This window comes from Mesobacillus jeotgali, assembly GCF_014856545.2.
GTDB lineage: Bacteria > Bacillota > Bacilli > Bacillales > Cytobacillaceae > Mesobacillus.
Genome location: NZ_CP109811.1, coordinates 1,991,163 through 2,013,618 on the forward strand (window position 1 = coordinate 1,991,163; position 22,456 = coordinate 2,013,618).

The 22,456-nt window shown below is 41.1% G+C and carries 30 protein-coding genes and 1 tRNA gene; 23 read left to right on the forward strand and 8 right to left on the reverse strand.

The window, feature by feature from the left end; translation table 11 throughout:
- Positions 1-141: 141 nt before the first annotated feature.
- The gene (locus tag FOF60_RS09925; RefSeq protein WP_264647665.1) at positions 142-1,050 is read right to left on the reverse strand and encodes a nuclease-related domain-containing protein; all 909 of its coding nucleotides are present in this window, start codon (positions 1,048-1,050) and stop codon (positions 142-144) included.
- Positions 1,051-1,187: 137 nt separating this feature from the next.
- On the opposite strand from FOF60_RS09925, the gene FOF60_RS09930 reads away from it, so the two are divergent.
- On the forward strand, positions 1,188-1,409 hold the full coding sequence (locus FOF60_RS09930; protein ID WP_192471333.1) for a hypothetical protein: 222 nt from the start codon (positions 1,188-1,190) through the stop codon (positions 1,407-1,409).
- 27 nt (positions 1,410-1,436) lie between these two features.
- On the opposite strand, the gene FOF60_RS09935 is transcribed toward FOF60_RS09930, so the two are convergent.
- The gene (locus FOF60_RS09935) at positions 1,437-1,727 is read right to left on the reverse strand and encodes a hypothetical protein (protein ID WP_192471334.1); all 291 of its coding nucleotides are present in this window, start codon (positions 1,725-1,727) and stop codon (positions 1,437-1,439) included.
- Positions 1,728-1,813: 86 nt separating this feature from the next.
- Between FOF60_RS09935 and FOF60_RS09940 the strand changes: the two genes are divergently transcribed.
- Both FOF60_RS09940 and FOF60_RS09945 read left to right on the forward strand, forming a co-directional pair.
- Positions 1,814-1,990, forward strand: coding sequence for a hypothetical protein (locus tag FOF60_RS09940; RefSeq protein ID WP_192471335.1), 177 nt, complete (start codon positions 1,814-1,816; stop codon positions 1,988-1,990).
- A 19-nt stretch (positions 1,991-2,009) separates the two neighbouring features.
- Positions 2,010-2,531: a P-loop NTPase family protein gene (locus FOF60_RS09945; protein WP_192471336.1), complete on the forward strand. Its 522-nt coding sequence runs from the start codon at positions 2,010-2,012 to the stop codon at positions 2,529-2,531.
- A gap of 34 nt (positions 2,532-2,565) precedes the next feature.
- On the opposite strand, the gene FOF60_RS09950 is transcribed toward FOF60_RS09945, so the two are convergent.
- Positions 2,566-2,997, reverse strand: coding sequence for a DUF2621 domain-containing protein (locus tag FOF60_RS09950; protein WP_192471337.1), 432 nt, complete (start codon positions 2,995-2,997; stop codon positions 2,566-2,568).
- 139 nt (positions 2,998-3,136) lie between these two features.
- Between FOF60_RS09950 and FOF60_RS09955 the strand changes: the two genes are divergently transcribed.
- The 4 genes from FOF60_RS09955 to FOF60_RS09970 all read left to right on the forward strand — a co-directional run bounded on the left by FOF60_RS09955 (position 3,137) and on the right by FOF60_RS09970 (position 7,657).
- Positions 3,137-3,233: transfer RNA gene (locus FOF60_RS09955), tRNA-Sec, on the forward strand.
- Positions 3,234-3,413: 180 nt separating this feature from the next.
- Positions 3,414-4,226, forward strand: a complete 813-nt coding sequence (locus FOF60_RS09960) for a VOC family protein (protein WP_192471338.1) — start codon at positions 3,414-3,416, stop codon at positions 4,224-4,226.
- A gap of 255 nt (positions 4,227-4,481) precedes the next feature.
- The gene (locus tag FOF60_RS09965; protein WP_192471339.1) at positions 4,482-6,176 is read left to right on the forward strand and encodes a M3 family oligoendopeptidase; all 1,695 of its coding nucleotides are present in this window, start codon (positions 4,482-4,484) and stop codon (positions 6,174-6,176) included.
- A gap of 323 nt (positions 6,177-6,499) precedes the next feature.
- On the forward strand, positions 6,500-7,657 hold the full coding sequence (locus FOF60_RS09970) for a hypothetical protein (protein WP_192471340.1): 1,158 nt from the start codon (positions 6,500-6,502) through the stop codon (positions 7,655-7,657).
- A gap of 102 nt (positions 7,658-7,759) precedes the next feature.
- Here FOF60_RS09970 and FOF60_RS09975 read toward each other — a convergent pair whose 3' ends face one another.
- Together FOF60_RS09975 and FOF60_RS09980 are read right to left on the reverse strand one after the other, a co-directional pair.
- A complete protein-coding gene (locus tag FOF60_RS09975) occupies positions 7,760-8,683 on the reverse strand; it encodes an LCP family protein (RefSeq protein WP_192471341.1) in 924 nt (307 codons plus the stop codon).
- A 160-nt stretch (positions 8,684-8,843) separates the two neighbouring features.
- Positions 8,844-9,599, reverse strand: coding sequence for a DUF3891 family protein (locus FOF60_RS09980; RefSeq protein WP_192471342.1), 756 nt, complete (start codon positions 9,597-9,599; stop codon positions 8,844-8,846).
- A gap of 118 nt (positions 9,600-9,717) precedes the next feature.
- Between FOF60_RS09980 and FOF60_RS09985 the strand changes: the two genes are divergently transcribed.
- Both FOF60_RS09985 and FOF60_RS09990 read left to right on the forward strand, forming a co-directional pair.
- The gene (locus FOF60_RS09985) at positions 9,718-10,026 is read left to right on the forward strand and encodes a DUF3817 domain-containing protein (protein ID WP_192471343.1); all 309 of its coding nucleotides are present in this window, start codon (positions 9,718-9,720) and stop codon (positions 10,024-10,026) included.
- The gene (locus FOF60_RS09990) at positions 10,027-10,293 is read left to right on the forward strand and encodes a DUF1450 domain-containing protein (protein ID WP_192471344.1); all 267 of its coding nucleotides are present in this window, start codon (positions 10,027-10,029) and stop codon (positions 10,291-10,293) included.
- Positions 10,294-10,331: 38 nt separating this feature from the next.
- Here FOF60_RS09990 and FOF60_RS09995 read toward each other — a convergent pair whose 3' ends face one another.
- Complete coding sequence (locus FOF60_RS09995; protein ID WP_192471345.1) at positions 10,332-10,517, reverse strand: hypothetical protein; 186 nt, start codon at positions 10,515-10,517, stop codon at positions 10,332-10,334.
- A gap of 18 nt (positions 10,518-10,535) precedes the next feature.
- Positions 10,536-10,691, reverse strand: coding sequence for a hypothetical protein (locus FOF60_RS10000; RefSeq protein ID WP_192471346.1), 156 nt, complete (start codon positions 10,689-10,691; stop codon positions 10,536-10,538).
- Between the two features lie 108 nt (positions 10,692-10,799).
- Between FOF60_RS10000 and FOF60_RS10005 the strand changes: the two genes are divergently transcribed.
- The 7 genes from FOF60_RS10005 to FOF60_RS10035 all read left to right on the forward strand — a co-directional run bounded on the left by FOF60_RS10005 (position 10,800) and on the right by FOF60_RS10035 (position 15,336).
- Complete coding sequence (locus tag FOF60_RS10005) at positions 10,800-11,168, forward strand: hypothetical protein (protein ID WP_192471347.1); 369 nt, start codon at positions 10,800-10,802, stop codon at positions 11,166-11,168.
- Between the two features lie 184 nt (positions 11,169-11,352).
- Positions 11,353-11,865: a cell wall hydrolase gene (locus FOF60_RS10010; protein ID WP_192471348.1), complete on the forward strand. Its 513-nt coding sequence runs from the start codon at positions 11,353-11,355 to the stop codon at positions 11,863-11,865.
- Positions 11,866-12,014: 149 nt separating this feature from the next.
- A complete protein-coding gene (locus FOF60_RS10015; RefSeq protein ID WP_192471349.1) occupies positions 12,015-12,794 on the forward strand; it encodes an SGNH/GDSL hydrolase family protein in 780 nt (259 codons plus the stop codon).
- 12 nt (positions 12,795-12,806) lie between these two features.
- Positions 12,807-13,718 carry an ABC transporter ATP-binding protein gene (locus FOF60_RS10020; protein WP_192471350.1) on the forward strand — a complete coding sequence of 304 codons (912 nt, stop codon included), beginning with the start codon at positions 12,807-12,809 and terminating at the stop codon, positions 13,716-13,718.
- Positions 13,711-14,691, forward strand: a complete 981-nt coding sequence (locus FOF60_RS10025; RefSeq protein WP_192471351.1) for a DUF2705 family protein — start codon at positions 13,711-13,713, stop codon at positions 14,689-14,691. The genes FOF60_RS10020 and FOF60_RS10025 overlap by 8 nt, the downstream gene beginning before the upstream one ends.
- 291 nt (positions 14,692-14,982) lie before the next feature.
- On the forward strand, positions 14,983-15,147 hold the full coding sequence (locus tag FOF60_RS10030) for a Fe3+ hydroxamate ABC transporter substrate-binding protein (RefSeq protein ID WP_192471352.1): 165 nt from the start codon (positions 14,983-14,985) through the stop codon (positions 15,145-15,147).
- Positions 15,148-15,159: 12 nt separating this feature from the next.
- Entirely contained in the window at positions 15,160-15,336 is a 177-nt protein-coding gene (locus tag FOF60_RS10035) for a hypothetical protein (RefSeq protein ID WP_192471353.1), read from the forward strand.
- A 36-nt stretch (positions 15,337-15,372) separates the two neighbouring features.
- Here FOF60_RS10035 and FOF60_RS10040 read toward each other — a convergent pair whose 3' ends face one another.
- Complete coding sequence (locus FOF60_RS10040) at positions 15,373-16,785, reverse strand: LysM peptidoglycan-binding domain-containing protein (RefSeq protein WP_192471354.1); 1,413 nt, start codon at positions 16,783-16,785, stop codon at positions 15,373-15,375.
- Between the two features lie 164 nt (positions 16,786-16,949).
- Between FOF60_RS10040 and FOF60_RS10045 the strand changes: the two genes are divergently transcribed.
- From FOF60_RS10045 to FOF60_RS10075, 7 genes are all read left to right on the forward strand, one after another.
- On the forward strand, positions 16,950-17,318 hold the full coding sequence (locus FOF60_RS10045) for a hypothetical protein (RefSeq protein ID WP_192471355.1): 369 nt from the start codon (positions 16,950-16,952) through the stop codon (positions 17,316-17,318).
- Positions 17,319-17,456: 138 nt separating this feature from the next.
- Positions 17,457-17,909: a DUF7010 family protein gene (locus tag FOF60_RS10050; RefSeq protein ID WP_192471356.1), complete on the forward strand. Its 453-nt coding sequence runs from the start codon at positions 17,457-17,459 to the stop codon at positions 17,907-17,909.
- 240 nt (positions 17,910-18,149) lie between these two features.
- Positions 18,150-18,815 (forward strand): ribose-5-phosphate isomerase RpiA, encoded by a 666-nt coding sequence (gene rpiA / locus FOF60_RS10055; RefSeq protein WP_192471357.1) that lies wholly within the window; start codon positions 18,150-18,152, stop codon positions 18,813-18,815.
- A gap of 112 nt (positions 18,816-18,927) precedes the next feature.
- On the forward strand, positions 18,928-19,605 hold the full coding sequence (locus tag FOF60_RS10060) for an AlkZ-related protein (RefSeq protein WP_192471358.1): 678 nt from the start codon (positions 18,928-18,930) through the stop codon (positions 19,603-19,605).
- Positions 19,606-19,607: 2 nt separating this feature from the next.
- On the forward strand, positions 19,608-20,147 hold the full coding sequence (locus FOF60_RS10065; RefSeq protein ID WP_192471359.1) for a cysteine hydrolase family protein: 540 nt from the start codon (positions 19,608-19,610) through the stop codon (positions 20,145-20,147).
- A gap of 127 nt (positions 20,148-20,274) precedes the next feature.
- Positions 20,275-21,195 (forward strand): DMT family transporter, encoded by a 921-nt coding sequence (locus tag FOF60_RS10070; protein WP_192471360.1) that lies wholly within the window; start codon positions 20,275-20,277, stop codon positions 21,193-21,195.
- A gap of 591 nt (positions 21,196-21,786) precedes the next feature.
- Entirely contained in the window at positions 21,787-22,452 is a 666-nt protein-coding gene (locus FOF60_RS10075) for a sigma-70 family RNA polymerase sigma factor (RefSeq protein ID WP_192471361.1), read from the forward strand.
- Positions 22,453-22,456 lie beyond the last annotated feature (4 nt).

The window sequence follows — 22,456 nt, forward strand, 5'->3', positions numbered from 1 at the left end:
AAGTGTCCGATAGAAGGGCTCTATCGGACAAACGGAAGGGATGAAGAAAGGAAAGTGTCCGATAGAAGAGCTCTATCGGACAAACGGAAGGCGTGAAGACTGAAATAGGTGATTTCACTATGGTCAGTTTAATACAGTGTACTATCTAAATTTTGTCCATTTCCTGGATCCTTCAATTGTAAGATGTTTCGTAAGTATTCTTCTAATCCTTTTACCATCCTTAATCACTACACAAAATTTCTGAATCGCTGAAGTAGTAATTGCTGTTTCTGGGGAAAGTAATCTAAACTCCTTTACCATCCGCATTACACCTGATTCAATTGATTCTTTACTTCCGCAAACATCACACACAAGATACTTATGTGTGGCTGTTACCTCAAAAGACTCACACTCCGAACAGGTAATGCCCTTCTTCAATTCGTCAAAATGAAAGGCAGGTACTTTATTGTTGGATGAATCAATCTGATGGAGGGATACTAGTTTGGTTGCGAGTTTGTAATGGTTGGTGGATATGTTTCCCGGCTGGTTGTTGAGGTTGTTTTGGAGTCGATTAATCTGTGTAGGGAAAATGAATGGGAGGTCTGGTTGTGCGTGATACAGGGTGAACTCGGGGTTAACAAAAACAACAGAACCTTGTATTTTAAAGTTGTAGCCAAGTTGATTCAATAGTTTTTTGAATAGCAGCTTAGTGCGATTGAGTTGATCAAGGGGATTCTTGATTGTTAATCCGGTTGTTGTCGAGGTTAGCCCATCTTGTTTGTAGAGGTAATCTCCCTGGTTATTCTTTATTTCAAAAAGATACAAAGTGCCTGAAAGTATAATTAAAGCATCGATTTGAAAGGTTGTTTTCTCAACCTCGAGCAGCAACTCGTTCAAGATCAAACAGCTGCTTGTCAGTTTTTCCGTCATGGCATCGAATTGTAATTCACCTCTATACCCTTTATCGAGGGATGAAAGATACCTTTTTTCCTCGTCTGATAACTCCAGTCTTTTATTCAAGATTCTCAGTTTAGATAAAATAATAGGTTCCGTCCGCTCTTTAAAAGCCACGTGCATCTTCCTCTCTATAATTAGTCATGATAATCATACTATTTTACTCAATTAAAAATATTGAATTTTTTGTGAATTGTGGCAAGCCTGCTTGAATACAATGATAAAACCACTTGATTCAGTCAGGAGGAGTAGGGATGTCATTGAAGGTTTATGCCATTATACTGAAAACTGCGGGTCTTGCCGTTTTCCTTGTGCCGATGTTCATGAAGGGGATGGGATATATTGCGACCCTTTCTCCCACAGTTATGTTTAGTTTAATCGCAATCGGAATTGTGTTATTAATAGTCGGGAATGTATTTGAGGCCAAGGCGATGCGGAACGGCGCTTATGGCAGGCGGAGAGGATTTAGGAGATGAGAAACGAGTTTCAGCATCTGAAACTCGTTATTTTTTTAACGAAAGAATGAACCAGACAAGTAGGTAAAGATAACCCGCAATGGTGAAAATAGCCCAAAGTGCTCCTTGCTTGAACTCCCTCGCTAGAAATTCGAATTCATTCATCTCTAGAGGTCTTCCGATGCTGTTCATCAAGCTGACCATGGGCACCGAAATAATGACAAGGATTGCGATCATAGCCAGTGCAACTTGCTTTTTCTTAATAACCCTATAGATAGCTCGTACAAAAATAGTCATTAACAATAAATAATATATGATCCAAAATAAAACTTCACTCATAGAAATAACCTCCCTAAGGAATTCTATCATTTTTTTATCTATAATGCCTGTTAGATTGTGGTAAAATTTCTTGAGAGGTGAGCATTTTGGTAGTTATCAATATTTGGTTAATTGTCATTCCGGCTGTTGCCTTTCTCGCGGCAATAGGAGCCTGGCTAAATACAAGAGTCATCTTAAAAGAGTTGGCTGTGATAAAAGCTCATTTGGGGATCAAGGATGAGCGGACGCCTTCCGTATTTGATAATGACCTCGATAAAGATTAATTAACAGGGTGGAAGTACAGTGACGAAAATACATATAATTGGCGGTCCAGGAAGCGGGAAATCATACATAGCGGCAAAACTTTCAAAGATGCTGGATCTTCCTACGCATGACTTGGACAACTTCTTTTGGGATCAAGAGTCAGATTATTTCGGCTCACAAACTCCTCCTGTAAAAAGGGCGGAAAAACTGGCGGGAGTAGTATCGCAGGAAAAGTGGATCATCGAGGGAGTATATCATAGCTGGCTTGAAGAAAGCTTCCGCCAGGCAGATTATATTTTTGTGCTCAAGACGAATGTCTATGTGCGCGACTGGAGAATATTGAAAAGGTTTATACTTAGAAAAGTTAAACTGGTTTCTTCTCCGCGAAAAGAGAACCTAAAGACACTGATCGACTTGCTAAAATGGAATCATCAATATGACGGGAACAATTTGGTACAGGCAATCAAACTGATGAAGCCATACAAAGACAAGGTCATCATCCTCACGAAAAATGATGATGTGTTCAAGCTATTTAAAAAGCGTAAAAAGAAGGCGGGCTAATAGCGAAAAAAACTGCCTTTAACCAAAGGCAGTTTTAGAACAAACTCTCATATGGTGCGGTGCTGATTTGCTTTTCGGCAAGCCGCTTTCGTAAAAATTTATGGTCACGCTTTGGTGTTGCCAGGATATAGCCGCGGATGACAAGCTCCTGAGTGATCCTGTCCGCTTTTTCCTTCAACGCAAGCTCGCCAATTTTACCGGCAATCTTATGCCTTGCCACATCCCTGAACAATTCAGGTACCGGACTGACCAAATCTTCGAGCAGTGCCTTCTGTTCATCGTGCCACAGATGCCTTGTCTGGTTCACATAATATTCTTCCCAGTCCATATCCGATTTGCCGTCGTTCTTCGGCAGCTTTTTCAAAAACTTGCGGAACATGAAGAATCCGCCGATCGCAAATAAACCTACCAAAACAACGACCCAGAACATAATAAACCACAAAAACCAACCTTCAAGCTGATACATTACCCTTCACCCACACATTTCTAATATCTTTTCTTATTATAGTATCAGCAGTCAAGCGAAGACAAGTCCTGTGACAATTTGAGTAACACACTTGTAAAATCGACAGGTTCTAAGTATAATAGACCTTGTTCTTTAAAACGGGGCTGAATGGGGTACTGGTGTCCCCCACGGTCTTCAAAACCGCTTGTGACCTGCGTGCCAGGTCAGGTGGGTTCGATTCCCACGCAGTCCCGCCAAAATACATAAATTACTAACCGCTCAGAAAACTGGGCGGTTTTTTTTATTACTTGGAAAGGTAAAGCACCTCTTTCTATTTGGAAGCAAAAAGTACGTCCCTCTTTTTCTTTATAGTATAATAGAAGGAATTCATAAAATATTGCTAATGTTTTATTTTATTCTTAGAAAGGGGTACAATAATGCAATTTTTCTTTGACCACCTTGTTTGGTTCTTTAAGAAACCAGAGAAAGCAATTTCTCTCTTAAACGAAAGAGGACTTCATGTTGTGAAGGGTGGCCGTCATGAGTCTTGGGGAACATATAATACCCTAACTTATTTTGGCTTAAGTTATATTGAATTTTTAGGAATTGATAATCTATCAATAGCTGAACAGCATGATGAAAATCGATTGATTACGCAAATCGTTGAACAGTTAGCAAAAGAAAATCGGGAAGGTCCTGCGAAAGTAGCGATCCGAACAAATCAAATAGAAGAACTAGCAATAAAACTTAAGGCAGAAGGGCTTACAGTATATGGGCCGCTAACTGGGGAGAGAGTTCGTGCTGATGGTCAAGTAATCAGGTGGTCATTGTTATTCCCTGAATACGTGGGAAAAGAGGTCTCTTTACCGTTTTTTATTCAATGGGAAAAATCAGATGATGAAAGGTATTCGGAATTAGAAGAACAAGAAGTCATAGGGTCACACATAGTTGGTCAACCCAAATTAGAAAGTGTCGGATTTGTCGTAGATGATCTGGATAAAACACTAGACATTTGGATTAAATTGTTTGGCCTTAAACAAGGAGAAGAGTATATCGATACGGAACTCAATGCCCGTTGCAGAAGTTTAAAATTGAACAGAACTAATTTATTATTTTTTACACCAATTGGAGATGGACCGGCTGCTAAAGTATTAAAAGAAAAAGGGGAGACTCCTTTTTTAGTGAACCTGATTGACACTAATCAAAGTCACTTCTTTGAAATGCTGGATGGTTATTGGAGTTTCCGGTAATTAATTTGAATAATTATATTGTAAATCACAGATTAAGATTGAATAAGATCCTTACTTAGTTCGCTCAGAATACTGGGCGGTTTTTTTGTGTCTAGATAATATCTTTACTGGGTGTACAGGTCACTCACTAAAGGGGAACCACAAAAAAAATATATTTCGAATAACGAAGTTTTTTCTGAAATTAAAAAGGAGATTGTCTCACTTTGTCGAAATAGTTTCTTTACACGAAATTTTTTTACATAGGAGGATTTTTTCATGCAGTTTAACGATTATCCATATACTAGACCAAACATTGAAGAGGTGGAGGGGAACTTTAATCAATTACTCGAGAGGTTCCAATCTGCTGAGTCTTTTGAGGTTCAGGACGGAGTAATGAAAGAAATCAATGAGTTGCGCTCTGAGTTTGAAAGCATGAGACAGATTGTTCAAATTCGCCAGACGATTGATACAACGGATGAGTTTTATAAGAAAGAAAAGGATTTTTTCAATGAAGTGGGACCAGCCTACAAGGGTCTAATCACGAAATATTACGTGGCACTTACAGGTTCTAAATTCCGCTCTCAGTTAGAAGAAAAGTGGGGAAAACAATTATTCTTATTAGCTGACAGTCAATTAAAGACGTTCTCTCCTGATGTGTTGAAAGACATGCAGGAAGAAAACAAACTAGTTAGTGAGTATGTTGATTTACTTGCTTCGGCTAAAATTCCGTTTGATGGAGAAGTAAAAAATCTTGCTCAGTTAGTTCCTTATCACCAATCACCTGATCGGACGATTAGAAAGGAATCGAATGAAGCGAAGTACAACTTTTTCGTTGAGCATGCCGATCAATTAGATGATTTATACGACAAGCTTGTAAAAGTACGAACTAGTATTGCTAAGAAGCTAGGATTCTCTTCTTTTACAGAGTTAGCCTATGCTCGACTTTCCCGTACTGATTATGATGCTGAAATGGTCGCAAAGTTCCGTGACCAGGTGAAAGAGTATATCGTTCCTTTAGCTACGAAACTAAAACAAAGACAGCAGGAACGAATTGGTGTCGATACATTTAAATATTACGATGACAGCTTCAGCTTTAAGACAGGAAATCCAGATCCAAAGGGAGATGCGGAGTGGATTGTTGATCAAGCGAAGAAGATGTACGAGGAAATGTCCCCTGAAACGAATGAGTTTTACACTTATATGGTAGAAAACAACCTAATGGACCTACTAAGTAAAGCAGGTAAGGCTGGCGGTGGATACTGCACTTATATTAGCAAACATAAGTCACCATACATTTTTGCAAACTTCAATGGAACAAAAGGCGATGTTCGTGTATTAAAGCATGAAGTAGGACATGCGTTCCAAGTATTTGAAAGTCGTGTTTTTGAAGTGCCTGAGTACGGGTTCCCTACACTGGAAGCGTGTGAAATCCACTCGATGAGTATGGAATTCTTTGCTTGGCCTTGGATGGATCTTTTCTTCGAGGAAGATACGGATAAGTACAAGTTCTCTCATTTAAGTGAAGCGGTCCTATTCATTCCTTATGGTGTAGCAGTCGACGAATTCCAACATTTCGTGTATGCCAACCCGGAAGCAACCCCAGCTGAGCGCAAGCAAGCATGGAGAGAAGTCGAGAAGAAGTACCTGCCACATCGCGATTATGAAGGAAATGACTTCTTGGAAAACGGTGGTTTCTGGCAGCAGCAGGGACATATTTACAAGGTTCCATTCTATTATATTGATTACACATTAGCTCAAATTTGTGCTTTGCAATTCTGGAAACGTACGCAGGAAAATACAGAGGATTCCTGGAAAGATTATCTGCACCTTTGTAAGCAAGGTGGAAGCCAGTCATTCACAGAGCTTGTCAAAGAAGCGAACTTAATTTCTCCATTAGAAGATGGTTGTGTGAAATCTGTTATTAATGAGATTGAGGCTTATTTGAATACAGTTGATGATAAGGCACTTTAATGCAGAAGCCAGCAAAATTCAAGACCGTCTGTGACCTGCCTGCCAGATCAGTTGGGTCGATTCCTACGCAGCCCCGCCCAAATAAATCTTATTGCCGCACAGTTAGTTGTCAATCTGTGCGGTTTTTTGCGTGAAAAATAGCTGATTCAAAGTGAAGTGTCTTTTTCTAATTAGAAGCATAAGGTCCCTGGCTTCTGAGATACAGGGGCTGGAGATTACGGCCAATTTTGCATCACCTTATTAATTATAGGAACCTTATATACATGAAGGGAAAAATAACAGCAACTTGATATAATAATAGAAAAGAAATTAGGGGTGTGTTAATGAGGGAATTGTCGTTTTTTATGCTCATTGTTCTGGCCGTTTTGGTAAGTGGTTGTTCGGTGGGCCTGGATCAAGAAGATATCATGCGGTATGTTCAGAGAAACCACGGGATAAAGGTGGAGGTGCCGAGGGAACCAAAATTTGGGGCTAAGAGTCCGTATGGTTCAACTACTGTAATAAGTAAAGATGACCCCACTCTTCAGTTTGAAGTGTTTTTTCAATCTGGTATAGGTCCGTTTTTTAGTAGTATTTCGGGCGATAGCTTTAAAGAAAAATCAGCATTCAATAAGTTGAATAAGGATTACCAAAACTCGCCGTTGTACGGTGATTTTAAGGACGTCGGTTTTCAGCACTCCAACCTCGTTGATAGTACGATTTATACTCATGATTATGATGAAAATGAAAAGAAGGCAACGCTTTATCTTTTTAAAGAGGAAGGTTTTGCATTGAAAGATTCAGACTATCAGATGCTTTATGAGGCAATGCCCTATATTCTAAGAATTCAAGAATTGCTATCGGCAGCTAATTATAGTTTTGAAAAGATCGTTGTAAATGGCGAGGAGTACTCTGAGTTCAAGAATATGTATGAATACGATAATTCTTCCGCACGGAAGTTTGAAATAGAGGTTCCTATTCGAAACGGTTTAGCTGATATCCATTCTCTATCAGACATGAAAAACCTCATTCATAATGACCATTATTATGGTTCACTGAATACGGATATGCTTGTTAAGAAGCATTTCTTTAAGAGGGACTATCCGGTGTTCGAGGATACGCTAGCTGAAATTGAGTCTTTAGGATTCATTAGGGATGAGAATTCATATGACCCTCATTTCTTGTCTTGTGATAATTATCTTCAAAATGAAGAAATAGAAAAAATCGATTTAACGGAATGCCAAGATTATTTATTATTCCTATCCATTGAAGTTGAGAATGATAACTATAAATCGATTGTAACAGAAGAAGGGTTAGAGAAATGGTGGCAGATGGTCCAAAAATTAAAATCATCCAATCTAAACATACACCGCGTACAAGTGGAATTGTTGAATTCAAGTATCTATTACGTGGACGTGGCTTTTGAAGATATTAAGTCCGTTCAATCGAAAGAAGAAATGGAATCGATTATTATGGATGAAATTGGTCATTTGATAAAATAAACAAAAAGAGCCCGCTACTCGCATAACGTCATAGAGAGCAGTTTTATTATGCAGCACATCGCTCCAACATAGTAAAACCGCACACTAGGTGCGGTTTTTTTCTTAATCTGCCAAAAACTCCTTCAACGCCTCTCTATTAAAATCCAAATCCACCTCCAAAACCTCACCAACACCTTCATAAGTTTCATTCTCAAAGCTGCCGTCTTCGGGAAGTCGAAGGGTTTGTATGTCCCCGGTTTCATTGGTGAGTATGTCTTTTCCAATTGTCAGGAGTGTGTGTGTGTCGACATTGGTATCGACATATGTACTTAATAGGTCTAACAGTTGTGGCAGCTTGGCGACACTGTTTAGGGATACAGCTTCTTCTTTTAATTTTGACACGACTTCTTGTTGTCTTTGGACCCGTCCAAAGTCACTTAGTCTGTCCTGGCGGAAGCGGACGTAGCCTAGCAGTTCTTCGCCATTCAGTTGTTGGGTTCCTTCTTCCAATGTCATTCCGATTCCTTCGGACATTTCGTATGGGATGTCTACTTCAATTCCATTGGGCACTAGGAGGTCGACTGCTTTTACAAAGCCTTTGAAGTCGACAATCGCATAATGGTGAATGTCCAGGCCTAAATTCAGTTTGATTGTTTCCCTTAATAATTCAGGGCCTCCAAAGGAATAGGCAGCGTTCAATTTTTGCTGTCCGTGTTCTGGGATATTCACATACATATCGCGCATAAGGGAGATCAGTTTTACCTTGTGCGTTTGTGGGTTGTAATGGGCGACCATAATGGAATCTGTTCGCGCACCTTCTTCACCGCGTGAGTCGCTGCCCAGTAACAGAACATTTACTTCCTCTGTTGTGTTCTCCTCTCCTTGAAACGAATCTGCTTCAGCTTTTTGAAACGGTTGATTAATTGCTTGATAAGTTCCTTCTATGTACTGAAATATGGTAAAAAGACCAACCATGAAGATTCCAAGGAGCAGCAGGGCGCCGACAACTCTTCCCCATCTTACTCTTTTGCCTCTTTTATTTGCCATTTTTACACCACCCGGGCTGAACTTTCCTTTTTACCAGAAGTGGTCATTATCCCATAACTTCATTTCAGCTATTTGTTGTTGAGGTTACAGTTGTTTGAAATTCTCTTTACAATGCTGAAAAATACCATAGGAAAACCGCACAGGAAGTTATTCTGTACGGTTAAAGGTATGTTACTTCTCTATATAAAATTGGGCTGTTTTGAAAAGCTGCAGCCAATCCTATGTCTTTAATCTGTTCCTTTTCAACTGCTTTAAAAGGCAGTGTGACATGAAGTTCTTTTTTAAAGGGGGAAATCGACAGGGACACGGTTTCCTGGCCTAACCATCTTGCATGGATCGGTTTTTCATCTGCAAATGAAAATCTCTGTGGAAAGCCTTCTCGGTAAAAATAATGCTCCTGATCTTTTGGCGTACCAGGATCATTCAGGCAAATATACAATGACAGGTTGTCGCAGAATTTTAATAGATTTAAATGGAAGGAGAGGGTTTTGTCATTAGCAATCCCTAATTCATTCAGCAACTTCTGCTGTCTATGTTTTTCTGCGACCCAAAAATTCTTCCCAATCGTGCTTGTTGCATCCTTTAGGAATGATCCGTAGTGAAGGCTGCAAAGGAGGCCGGCGTATGGGTCCATTTGGACGATCTCGTCGATTCCTTCTTTGTAAAAAGCAAGCTTTGGACTGCCAGGGTAATCCATAAAGGAGTAGGGCTGCTGGGTATGTTCATTCCATAACGGTTCTTCATCGGGTTCGATCCAGCAGCGGTCATGTTCCCGTACGGCGAGGACAACGGATTCTTTCTTGTCTATTCCTAAAAAATAATCATCTCTCCACCATTGTGCAGCATCTCGGGATACATGGGCATGGTCATGCTGGGCCACCATCACAAATTCATGTTCTCGTTCATGGATTATCATTTTATATCACCCCTCTATACCTAGCATATTTTAATAGGTGGTTATATGCTAGAATTTAGTATTTCTAGTCATTGATAAAAAATGTTATAATTTCTTGGTTAGGAAGTAGGTGTTATGTATGCAAAATACGGCTATAAGTCGTTTTCGTCTGATGGGTTTGCTTGAGGGTGGATCATTGCTGGTGCTTGTGTTCATTGCGATGCCGCTTAAGTATTGGGCTGGTTTTCCCGAGGCTGTCCGGTTCGTAGGTTCTTTGCACGGTTTTTTGTTCGTTCTATATGTGCTCATGATTGCTTATACGACATTCAAGGTTAGATGGTCTTTTTTATGGGTTGTGAGTGCGTTTGCAGCTGCGTTCATTCCTTTTGGCAATATGGTTTTGGATCGCTTTTTACAGCGGACTTTTTCTGTAAAGGAAGCCTCATAAATGAATGTAATCCAGAAGCTTTTTTCAAAACAAAAGAAGGTGAAGATTGAATTCTGCCAGCGTAATCTGGAGCAGTTTTTACCTGAAGAGAACTATGCTGCCTACAATGAATTCTTGAGCCGCAAAAATGTTGAGCATAAGGAATTCGAATGCCAGAGCAGATGCAAGGAATGCCGTCTGTCTCCGTATGCTATGGTCAATGGTGATTTTGTAGCCGCAGAGGATTCAAACGAACTGCTTAAGAAAATGGCTCAATATATAGATTAAAAAAGCATCGGTTACGATGCTTTTTTGCATGCCGTCGTTTATTGATGATCAGATGGTCCATTTCCGCCTGGAAAAATGAAAGACTTGTCATGCAAGGCTTGATCTTGTTCGATTCGATGGTTTTCTGAATCGAGCTTCGGGTCACCGGTTCCTTTTTTCCTATCCATATAAATAGCAAGGGGAACCAAAACAATTAACGGGGACAGCAAAGCTAACCACAGCATATATATTCCTCCTTCCGTCTATAACCCGTCAATGTACAGATTTAAGATAAAAATGACAATGACAACAAGAGCAATAATATTGATCCATAAAGGGGAGCGTTCTTTTTTTGCTTTTTTACTGATTTTCTCCTGATACTTCTTTTGGATTCTTCTTGTTTGAAAATTGGATTTCATTAAGAATCACCCCGTATGTTCATTTTAACATAAATATCCATTTAGATATGGTGGAGTTTTAAAAATCCTTTTAGAAACATATTTGTTTTATAGAAGGAGTTGGTGGAAATGAATTTTGAAATGCAAAAAGCCAACCTGCTGGCGGAGAATATCAAGGGTTTTGCGGAGTATGTCCAGAAGTGTTATACCAGCAAATCAGGGTTGATTCTGAATCATGATAAGCTGTACCAGGTGAGGCTCTGGGTGGAGGAGTATAAATTTAACCAGCTTGCTGAGGAACTCGCGAGAATCAATATGTTTGAGTGGGATGAAAAATACACTTTATTGCTGGTGGAGCGGTTTTGGAAAGGTCTGGTGATTATTGAAGATTATGTTGAACATTATCATTCAGACTTGTTTATTTTGACAGCGAGAATCCACACACTTAAAAATTTGACTGCACTTTTTTCTGTAGAAAAGAAGGCCACATCCGGATAATGTTATTTTAAATTTGTAACAAAGATTACGAATCCACCTTATATCGTAATAATAAATACAGTTTTTACCCGTGTTGGTATGAAGTTAAAAATTCACCCAACGATTAACTAGTGTGATATGATGGTAAACCTGTTAGCCTATTATAGGGCCTGTTCAGTCTAATAAACACAACAGGAGGTTTACAATGAAAAAAATTCTTATGCTAGTTTCAATCCTTACATTAGTAATTGGTTCATATACAGTTTATGCCGAATCAACGAAAACGATCAAACCGGCTGAGACTTTGACAGCCAAAAAGGTAGATGTTGATACGAAGGAATCCTCGGTCACAGATAAACGCTTCATCAAAGAAGAAGAAGTGAGACTGCTTGCCCGCCTGGTCCATGCGGAAGCAAAAGGTGAACCGTATGAAGGCAAGGTTGCAGTTGCCGAAGTCGTGCTGAACCGTGTGGAGCACGAACAATTCCCGGATACGGTAAAAGAAGTCATTTATCAAAGAAATGCATTCCAGCCGGTCCAAAATGGTGCGATCAATAAACCGGCAGGTGAAGAGGCAATTAAGGCAGTTGAAGATGCCCTTGAAAATGAGAACAATATAAAATCTCTTTACTTCTATAATCCTGAGACAGCAACAAGCCAGTGGATTTTCACTAGGAATGTCGTTAAAAAAATCGGGAAGCATGCATTTGCTATTTAAAAGCGCGTACAGCATATAAAGCTGCGCGCTTTTTTGCTTTTAATCGCCAAAATCCCACATCCAGCACATTGCCACACTATTATCATTTTTATTCCGATCAAAATTATTATAAAATAAAGCTTACCAATTAGTGGAACGAGGGTGGTCAGGTGAAAAAGTATTCGCTTAGTTTAACACTGCTTTTTTCAATGCTTTCATTATTATTAATGCTGTTCGGTCTTGGATGGACAATCCAGAACCAATTTTTCAGCAATGGAGCGTCCGGAGCTATTGAGCAGACAAAGCCAGTAGAAGAAGATACGGGAAAAGACGGCAAGGTGGTTGTGGCCCTTGGAGATTCACTGACTCGGGGAACCGGGGATGATACAGGTAAAGGCTATATTGGCTATCTGGTTGATGAGCTTGAGGAAAAATCAAAGGAAAAGATCACAATACATAATTTCGGGGTTAAAGGATACCGTTCCAATCAGCTTTTGGATCAGCTGAAACAAGGAGAAATCCAAAGGACGATTCAAGGCGCAGACTACATCCTCATAACGATTGGCGGCAATGATTTGTTCCAGAGCGGGCAAACGTTCTTGCAAATGGATGAGCAGCAAATCGCTCAGGCAAAGGAAAGTTATTTGAAAAACCTTGCATCGATTTTAAAAGAGTTAAGGACCATGAATGACTCGGCTGTCATTTTTCATATTGGACTGTATAATCCGTTCATTGATTTAAATGATTCAGAGCTGACAACGAAGGTCGTCCGTGATTGGAATTACGATACAAATCAACTGCTTGACCAGAATGAAAAGTCCGTCTTTGTGCCGACATTCGACTTGTTCCAGCTGAGTGTGAACGATTATTTATACACAGATAAATTCCACCCGAATGCTGAGGGCTACAGGCTGATTGCAGAACGGGTAGCATCTTTGATTACATGGTAAGGGGGGAGAACGATGAGTGAAATCACGCTGTCTGTAAAAGGGCTGAGAAAGACGATTGGCAAAAAAGAGATCATTAAAGGAATCGATTTTGATTTAAGACGAGGCGAGGTCTTTGGGTTCCTTGGTCCGAACGGTGCTGGCAAAACGACAACAATCCGTATGCTTGTGGGGTTAATCAAGCCAAGTTCGGGGACAATCGAAATTGGCGGCTACAATGTCAGGAAGAATTTTACGAAAGCAATGGAGCAGATGGGCTGTATCGTGGAAAACCCTGAGCTATATTCCTATCTGACAGGCTGGGAGAATCTCGAGCACTTTGCGAGGATGCTGCCTGAAGAAGACCCGGCGCATATGAAATATGTCGTGGAGCTCGTGCGATTGGAGGAACGTATCCATGATCCTGTCAGGACGTATTCCCTTGGGATGCGGCAGCGTCTGGGGATTGCCCAGGCATTGCTGGGAAAACCAAAGGTCCTGATTCTGGACGAGCCGACGAATGGACTTGATCCGATGGGGATAAGGGAGATGCGGAATTTCATTCGTTATCTTGCCGAAGAAGAAGGATTGACTGTCCTTGTATCAAGCCATCTTCTGAGCGAAATCCAGCTGATGTGTGACCGAGTCGCAATCATTTCGAAAGGGTCAGTTATCAAAGTGGACTATGTTGAAAATCTTTTGGCATTACAGGAGAAAGTCATCTGGTTTGCAGAACCTCGTGATACTGCGAAAGAAATTCTGAATGGCGTGACGACGGTTTCCGATGGAGCAGATGGAGCTTTGGTTACTCCTTATTTAGAAACTGAAAGTGCTAAATGGAATCGGATGCTGGTGGAAAAAGGGGTTCAGGTAAATGAAATGAACAGGAAATTGCCTGCTCTTGAAGATCTTTTCCTTGAATTGACTGGGGGTGAGTCGATTGATTAACCTCGTCAGGAATGAAATGCTGAAGATTGTTCGCAAAAAAAGAATCCTGATAGTGGCTGGGATCATTGCTGTGCTGGTCGCACTTTTTACATATTCTCAATACAGGGAAATTGAAAGAAGGCTTGAGCGCTTTGGGGATGTTGATTGGCGGACGACTCTGCAGCAGCAAATCATCGATACACAAAACCGGATCACAAGCAGCGGCATATCAGATGAGTGGAAAAGCGAACTGCAGCTCCGTATCCAACAGCAGCAATACTATCTTGATAACAACGTGAATCCGATGGAGCCCGGCGCACCAAGCTTTGCGCGTGTTTTCGCGGAGCATTCGATCAACTTGTTCCTGCCATTGATGATTATGGTAGTGGCAGCTGATATTGTTTCCTCCGAACGGAGTGCCGGCACGGTGAAATTACTGCTGACAAGGCCGGTGAAGCGCTGGAAGATTCTGATGAGTAAGTACATCACTCTGATTTTATCCGTATCAATCATTGTAGTATTGTTTGGGGTGCTGTCCTATTTGATATCCGGCCTTATTTTTGGCTATCAAGGCTGGGCTGCTCCTGTTATGACCGGGTTTAGTGTCGAAGGAAATGAATTGAATACGAGTGCGATTCAGATGATTCCCCAGTGGCAGTACTTGTTAATGGAGTTCAGCCTTGTGTGGTTTGTTGCACTGATTGTAGGAACAATCACTTTCATGCTGTCGGTTCTGATACGGAATACGCCAGCAGGAATGGGCGTTATGCTCGCAGCACTGATTTCCGGGGCGATCCTCAGCAATATGGTCTCATCCTGGGAGTCAGCAAAATACTTGTTTATGATCAATTTGAATTTGACAGGCTACCTGTCCGGCCAGGCACCGCCGATTGAAGGGATGACACTGGGTTTTTCTCTTGTCGTGCTGGCTCTTTGGGGATTGGCTGCTTTAATTGTTTCGTTTGTTGTGTTTATCAGGCAGGATATATATTAAGTTTTGAAAACCCTGGCCAAATTTGGTCAGGGTTTTGGTTATTCTATGGTGTTTGGGAATCGTTTCAGCAGCAGATAAAACGGTTAGACAGAGTAATTTAACGGTAGCCGCAGTTTTTTTAACGGTTAGAAAGAAAATATTAACGATTGTGGCAGTTTTTTCGACGGTTAGAGGGAATTTATCAACGGTTGGAGTGATTTTATCACCGGTTGACATGTTTTATAACAGTACCAATAATAAGGTTGAAACTTTTGATGCTTAAAAAACGTATTAAAAACCGAGGTGTTGGTCATGTTCAAAATTACTCGACAATGCTCGATATGCGAGAAGGAAATCCAGCCAAATGAAGAGATTTACGTGAAAATGAGGTACCCGGAAAAGAAGGGCATGACGGAGATCAAAGCCTTTATCCAGTATCAAGGTAAGATCATATGCGAAGAGTGCAACAATAAATAGGAGGAACCTGAAATGTTTGTAGAAAAACGGTCAGAAAAGAGAAAGAAAAAGAAGCAGGATGGCAGCTATAATTTTTTGGACTTTGTTTTTGATGTGCTGTTTTGGATTCCCGAATTGATCATTCTTCCGTTCCGGCTGGTTTTCTATCTGTTCAGGTTTCTTGCAAGGTCTATATTTGATAGCATATAAAAATCCTGCGATCCAGAATCGCAGGATTTTTCATATTTATAGCTTCCTCACTCGAAAATTATTGTGCAGCACTGGCCAGTTTTGAGGAAATGATGGCCCTAAGGTCCAGAAGCTTACACCACGCAAACCATAATTTTTCACAGTATCGTACTTGGCCTGAACGCTTCTCGCGTCTTCGAACCAGACTTCGTGCTGTTGTCCGTCTGCGTCGGTATAGCGGAAAAATGGTGATTGATAGGTAGAATCGAATTGGATATTGACCCCCTGTTGTGCTGCGAGTTCCACTGCGCCTTTTGGACTGACTGTTCGAGCATAGGTTCCCTGCACCCAGGGGATGCGCCAGTCTCTTCCGTATAAAGGCACGCCCATCAGGATTTTATCACGGGGGATAGCTGTTACGGCATAATCGAGAACTTTCCTTACTTCACTTATCGGCGCGATTGCCCATGGCCTGCCGCCGGACCAGCCCCATTCATATGTCATAATCACAACAAAATCAACGATTTCTCCGTGCGCTTCGTAATCATGCGCTTCATACAGCAAACCTTGCTGACCGGCACTTTGCTTTGGAGCCAGTGCAGTCGAAACGGTATAGCCTTCCGGATGCAAGCGCGCAACGGCTTTTCGTAAAAAGTTGTTATAGTTTTCGCGGTCTTCTGGATAGACATATTCGAAATCGATATTCAAGCCGGTATAGCCTTTTTCCTTCATTTTAGCGAGGATATTGCTTAACAAAGTATCCTGGACATCTGGACTCCGCAGGATGGCGGCTGCACGATCCGAACTGAACGAGCCTTCCGCTTCATTCGTAATCGTCAATAATGGTGAGGTGTTAGTCATGTTTGCTGCTTGAAGAACATTTGTGTCCAACAGATTCAGGAGTGATCCATCCTCCCCCATCTTATAGGAAAAAGGAGCAAGATAAGTGAAGAGGTGCCCGCGTGACAAAACATTTCTTCTGCCTGTCTCATCCATTCTCGTTATATAGGAATTCACTTCAATTAATGGTTTTGAAGGTGCTGGTATTCTTAGAACACTGCCTGGATAAATGAGGGAAGGATTCGATATACTATTAGCTTCTGTGATTTGGTTAATACTTACACCGTATCGCTGGGCAATTGCCCATAAGGTTTCGCCTGAACGAACGGTATGACTAAAGAATGGCATCTGAAGCATCTGGCCGACAAAAATCAGCGAAGGATCCGCGATATTGTTATAGCTTGCCAGTTCCTGTACAGTTACTCCATAACGTGAGGCTACTCCCCATAAAGTGTCACCCTGCTGGACGATATATTCCCGATTGATTTCCGGGATCACAAGGGACTGGCCAACCACTAATACATTCGGATTATCCATCTCATTCGCTAAAATAATCTGGTTCATGGCAGTTTGGTAGCTTTGTGAAATAGCCCATAAAGTGTCACCCGGTCTTACAACATGTATTTTCATTTATAATCATCCTCCAAGTAAGGTACCTTTTATCATGATATGCGGGCAAAAGATGTCCTATCTGCAATACGGTTTATTTCAGAATATTCGAAATAAGTGTATATATTTTTTAAAATACCGATATAATAGAGAGAAAAACTATAAAGATAAAAGGGGAAAATGGTATGGTAACGTACGGCACTTTTTTACTTTTAGTAGAAGAGGCGGAGAAGTTGAACTGCAAGGTGATTTATGACTCCAAGAAAAAAATCAATTTTAATCCAAACATGTCCATAACGATTCCATTATCGACCACACAGGAAAATGTTTATGCCTTTGCCCACGAGATTGGACATTGTATTGATTTTGTCAATGGCGAGCTCGACTATGAAAAATGGCTGAATGACTGGTCTTACCGGATTACGGCTGAAATGAGCGCATGGGTACACGCCTATAAAATCCTGAAGAAGCTGAATGTTCCTTTCGAAGGCTGGAAGGACCATGTAGATTCCAAGCTCTCGACCTATTTTAAATACCATGAAGTGATTGCATGAACTGGCCTAGGCCAGTTTTTTTCATTTAAAATCAAATTTTATATGGTTTACGAACATTTGTTCGGGATATAATAGCTTTAAGTACTCCCGAAAGGATGGTCAGCATGAGAATACGAGACAGAGGAAAAATCAAAAATTATGGTATGGGTTTATCTGTTCGGCATAGGTCTGGTTTTGCCTCTTGGAATTTTGGTTTCAAAAGTCGTTCATGTCAATTTTCTAGCAACACATAATCCACTTTCAACTATTGGCGGGTTAGTGGGTGGAATTCAAATCTTCTTCGCGCCAATCATCATTCTTATAGCATATCAGCAGCCGGATTGGATTCCGTTCGTCGTCGGTGTTTTAACGGGTGCTCATTTCCTGCCCTATGTAGCCATTTACAAAAGCAAGGGTTATATATTCCAAACAGTCGCTACTGTTCTGGCTGCCTCTGTGATCGGGTTCGGCTGGATGAATCAAGCTTATTTACTCATTCCTTTTTCATTAATCATTGTTTATTCCATTACATTGGTTTGGTTAATGAAGGAAGCAAAAGTGGTAAAAGAAAAATGGACTGCTGCTGAGAAAGAGAACTCTATCACAATGTAAGCCTATAAGATGGGGAACCTTATACGGGCCGATAAACCTCCATAAGGGTACTATTCAATCTTAATTGTATCCTTATACGGAACGGTTACCCCGCATAAGGGTACGATTTAACCCTAATCGTGCCCTTATACAGATCGGTTACCCTCCATAAGGGTACGATTCCACTCTAATTGTACCCAAAATCAGTACATAACTTTTAATAGTTAAGCTAAGCTATGTTTGAGGATTGGAGGTGCTAGGATGAATGAAAAAGAATTAGTTGGCGTCAGGGCTGCAGAATACATAAAAGATAGAATGGTGGTTGGACTGGGAACAGGATCGACCGCTTATTATACAATCAAAAAATTGGGCGAGTTAGTGAGAAATGGCCTAAACATTAAAGGGATCCCAACATCGGAACAAACCGCAGCTTTAGCTGTGGAGCATGGTATCAAGCTTGTGGATTTTAAGGATGTGGAACGGATCGATGTCGCGATTGATGGAGCGGATGAATTTGATGCTGATTTGAACTTGATTAAAGGCGGCGGAGGGGCACTGCTAAGGGAAAAAATCATCGCTAATGCTGCTTCTGCCTTTATTGTAATCGCAGATTCATCCAAAGGAGTAAATAAATTGGGAGACTTTCCGCTGCCTGTTGAGATTGTAACTTTTGGGGCAGAAATGACCTCAAGGAAGATTGCCGAGCTAGGCTGTGAACCGAAATTAAGACTGAGTGGGACCCAGCCATTCATCACAGACAATGGGAACTATATTCTCGACTGCGATTTTAAACAGATTGAATCTCTTGAGGAGCTGGAAAAGCAGCTGAATATGATTCCAGGCGTGGTTGAGAACGGTTTGTTTGTGAATATGGCGAGAAGGCTGATTACGATCGAAAATGGTGAACTGGTTGAAATAACAAGGTGAATTTTGAACGGTGCTTCTAAGTTGAAGTACCGTTTTCTCATTTTTGGGAAAGGGGAATTGTACCAGTTTATAGAAATACAATGTAGTGATTTATTTTAAGGAGATGTCTAAATTGAAGGATTATAAAATAAAAACCTATAAAGAAGCGATCCAGGTCATTGAAGAGGTTGGTTTACTCCCGCTAGCTCCATTGGTACCTGAATTTCCAGCGTTGAATACCATTACTGCTCCTGAGAGCTGGCATTCCGATACAGAATTTGATCCGTGGATTTGGAGGACAAGGTTTGCTGTCGAGGGCGTCGCTGGGTATGGAAAATTCATGAAGAAAAAGTCCGTCCTGATTTCTCGTGCCTTACTTCCATATTTTAAGGCGGTTCTAGGCAGTTATGAAACAGTTGAAGAACGCTTTCAAAAAGGAAATGTATCGAGAGAAGCTCTGGCTGTTTACCGAATCATTAGTGAAGCAGGGGTCATAGATACAAGAGAGTTGAGGACCATAGCGGGGTTAAGGGATAAAGAACATAAAAAGGTGTTTGACAATGCTTTATTGGAACTGCAGGGGGCGATGGATATTGTCATTTCGGGAATCAAGGAAAGAATAAACGCGGAAGGCGAAAAGAATGGCTGGAGCAGCACGTCCTTTGAAACGTACGATTCCTGGGCAAGCAGAAATAAAATCGAAGCTCTGGCTGTGGAAAAGGAGAAGGCGAGGGAATACCTTTTGTATCATTTTCAAGAAGTTGCCAGTGAAAACGCTGTAAAGAAGCTGAAGAAAATACTGGGGGAATAACAATGGTAAACAAAGCATTAGTGATCATTGACGTTCAAAACGGAATGTTCCTGGAAGGGGAAGCAGTTTCCGATGGAGTTGAGCTGCTGCAAGGGATTAAGGTGCTTATAACACAGGCACGTTCGACCAAAATACCAATCGTATATATTCAACATAATGAAACGGCAGGGTATCCATTAGAAAACGGTACATATGGCTGGGAGATCCATTCTGAAATCAGCCCAGAAGAGGGAGATATTATTATTCAAAAAACAACCCCGGACTGCTTTTTGAAAACATCCTTGGACCAAGAATTAAGAGAAAGGGGGATAGAACACCTCTATCTCGTTGGCATTCAAACGGAACTTTGTGTGGATACGACTTGCAGAAGTGCATTCAGCAAGGGATATAAAGTTACTTTAGTTTCCGATTTACATAGTACTTGGCCAAGCACCGAACTAACAGCACAGCAAATCATCAACCATCATAACGAAGCGTTGCGCTGGTTTGCGTATGTGAAGTCTAGCGTTGAGATTGAATTAAGCTCGAAAGCCTGGGAATAACCAATGTAACACGTTCTGCCTTAAATTAAAGCTTTAAAGGAAAATCCTCTAAGTGTTTTTAGAGGCTTTACTTAAAGGTAAATACACCTATTAACCAGAATTTACTTTCTGGAAAAGGGGGGCCGTTATGGAAAAAACAAGTCTTCATCCACTCATGTTCATTGTGCTTGTCGTTGTCACTACATTTCTTATGGGCTCTTCTTTTACCGTCGGAAAGATTGGTTTAAACTATGTCTCTCCTTTATTATTGGTTGGTTTGCGATTCACAATTGCTGGTTTGGTGATGGCGGTACTTGTGAGGAAAAGTGGTAAGCCGGAAAAGCTCGCTGACTGGGGAAGGATCTTCACGATTGGTTTGATGCAGACGGCAGGAGTGATGGGCTGTATCTTTCTTAGCTTACGAACGATTACAGCGGGCGAGTCTTCAATTTTAACCTTTACCAATCCATTAATGGTGGTGATGATGGGGACTGTTTTTCTTGGAATTCGATACAGGCTCCTTCAATGGATCGGCGCGTTTGTAGGGTTCATCGGTGTATTCATCACATTAGGTTTCCATCTGCAGCTGACAGTTGGTACACTTTTCGGTTTGGGGGCTGCTGTGTTTTGGTCAATTGGGACTATCCTTATTAAACAATGGGGCAGCCGCTTCAATGTCTGGGTGTTGACAGCTTATCAAATGCTCTTTGGGGGAATTGCCCTCTTATTGATGGGGCTTACATTGGAATCCCCAAAGTTGATGATAAACCCCGTTTCAATAACAGTTATTTTATGGCTGGCAATTATGGCCTCAATCGTCCAGTTTGCCATTTGGTTTTACCTGATTAATCAAGGAGATCCAGGCAAGACAAGCGCCTTCCTGTTCCTTGCACCTTTTTTCGGTGTACTTACCGGTTGGGTTCTGCTCGATGAGGTCGTGGAGTGGTATGTGTATGCAGGCGGAGCGCTGATTTTCATAGGAATTTTCCTGGTGAACTGGACGTTTAAAAAGGGGACAGCGAATCTTGAGGGTGACATAGAAAAAATGGCAAAACCATTAAATAGCTAGGAAAATCGCTGCCTGGGCTTAAAAAAATATCCATTTCAGTAATCTCCTCGAAAAGATTACTTACCTTTAATGATAAGAATATAAAAAACTAATGCGTATTTATTCCATAACTTCAGGAGAATTGATTAATATGTATACACTTTACGAAAAGATAAAAAGCTTATTTGGCGGGATATTTTTCCTTTTTTCTTTTTTTATTTGTCTTGCTTCCTCTATATCGTTATTTATGGAAGGTGAAATTCTATATGGTTTAGCCTTCTCTGTGCTAACTCCGTTTGCACTAGGAATAAGTGTGATGTTTTTTTCTGATCTCAGACGAAAAAAGGATGAATCCATTTAGACCTGTGTGGAAGTTATCCTGATCGTTTTCCGGAAAAAGCACCAATGTCCAGTTTATATTTGCTGGCTTTAATACCAATAGTTTTATTACCTTTACTACTGTTGTTGTTAAGAAAAAAGAAACAGACTGTAAAAGCTGAAAAATTCCTTTCCCAGCATATACTGAAGAAAGAATAAAATTATTTTGAAGGCCGTATCTTTTCTCTCCCTCCAGCCGTTTAAGGGGCAGAGAGGTTCAAAGGAGTGAACAGGATGTCGATCGACAAGCTCAGGAAATTGAAAACAGCAGAGGATACCGGGGTAATGGACCATTATCATAGCCTAAAGAGATACTGTCGGTTTCTAACGCAGAACAGCTGGGATGGTGATGACCTCGTGCAAGAAGTGTCGCTTAAGGCGATTCGCCATTATGAGGCATCCCAGATCAGCTCTGCATTGTTGAAAAAAATAGCTTATAACCATTGGGTTGATACGGTCAGGAAGCACAGCCGCGAGATAACGGGTATCCCGGAGGATCTCGAATCTTTCACTCAAGGCAATGTAATGGATACAGTCGAGATGGTCATGTCCAAATTGACGCCGAAGCAGGCAGTGATTTTTATCCTGAAGGAAGCATTTCGTTTTCAATCACGGGAAATTGCTGAGCTGATGGGGACAACAGACATGGCTGTTAAAGCTGCACTCCACCGGGCAAGAAAGAGGGTTGAACGTGATAATACTTGCCTGTGTGAAGTGGATCAGGAACTGGACGACGAGGAAGCAAAGCTGCTGTCAGACCTGCTATGCGAATCTCTTCAGTCTGAAGATCCGACTGTTTTGCTTGAAAATATCCAGCAAATCCCAGCGCTTGCTCCGTGTTCACCGGAAATGTCTCTGCACTCCCGTTCACCTCTCTCTACTTTCAAAATGGCTGCGTAAGCAG